Below are 1028 nucleotides of genomic sequence, written 5' to 3' on the forward strand. Positions count from 1 at the left end.
CTAGGCCGTGTTTCGTAGCGCTCGGAGCCACTGGTTGATGGCGGCAATGGTGAGGGTGGCTTCGTAGCGGACGGCGAGTTTGTCGTATCGCGTGGCCATGGCGCGGTGCTGTTTGAGCTGGTTGATGCCGCACTCCACGGCGTGACGCAGCCGGTAGAGGTCGGGGTCGAAGGCAGGCGGGCGCCCGCCTTTCGATCCTCTGGCCTTGCGGTGGGCGTCCTGGTCGGCCTTGCTCGGAATGCAGGCTCGGATGCCGCGGGATCGTAGGTGGGCCCGGTTGGCCTTCGACGTGTACGCCTTGTCGGCCAGCACGATGTCCGGCCGGGTGCGCGGACGGCCACCGCCGGTACGGGCAACCCGCACCTTCGCGAGCACGGGGATGAACTGAGGACTGTCGCCTCGCTGACCGGCGGTCACCACCACGGCCAACAGTTTGCGGCCTTGTTCGCAGGCCAGGTGTGTCTTCGTGGTCCACCCACCACGGGAGCGGCCGAGTCCATGATCTGCCGGCTCGGTCTGCGTACCGCCGGGTGGCTCCTTCTGGCGGTAGCCGTCGTGGCGGGCTCCGGCCGCGTGCTGATGAGCCCGGCTGATCGTGGAGTCCACGCTCACCGTCCAGCCGACCAATCCGGCGGCGTCCGCCCTGGCCTGCAACCCAGCGAGGATCTGCGCCCAGACGCCGTCGCGCTGCCAGCGGCGGAACCAGCGATACAGGGTTTGCCAGGGCGGATACACCTCGGGCACGTCCCGCCATGGTGACCCGGTCCGGACCCGCCATCGGATCCCGTCAATGATCAGTCTCATCGTCCATCTGCGTGGCCGACTACGAGCCGTTCCGGCAGGCAGCAACGGTTCGAGCACCGCCCACTGCACGTCGGTCAAGTCGTGTCGCCTCGCTGCCGCTACGCTCGGCACGAGGTCTCCGGTGTGAAGTTCTGGCTTGGTCGCTTGAACCAAATACCGGAGACCTCTTCAGTTATCGATCACCGCCACGCCGCAACATCGGCGCCCTACGAAACACGGCCTAG

1 protein-coding gene is annotated in these 1028 nt (G+C 67.2%); it reads right to left on the reverse strand.

All coding sequences use genetic code 11. The features are described 5' to 3' along the window. A complete protein-coding gene (locus tag ACH442_RS48080; RefSeq protein ID WP_396344937.1) occupies nt 1-915 on the reverse strand; it encodes an IS5 family transposase in 915 nt (304 codons plus the stop codon). Nucleotides 916-1028: the final 113 nt, after the last annotated feature.

Source organism: Actinoplanes sp. NPDC020271 (assembly GCF_044388125.1).
GTDB lineage: Bacteria > Actinomycetota > Actinomycetes > Mycobacteriales > Micromonosporaceae > Actinoplanes.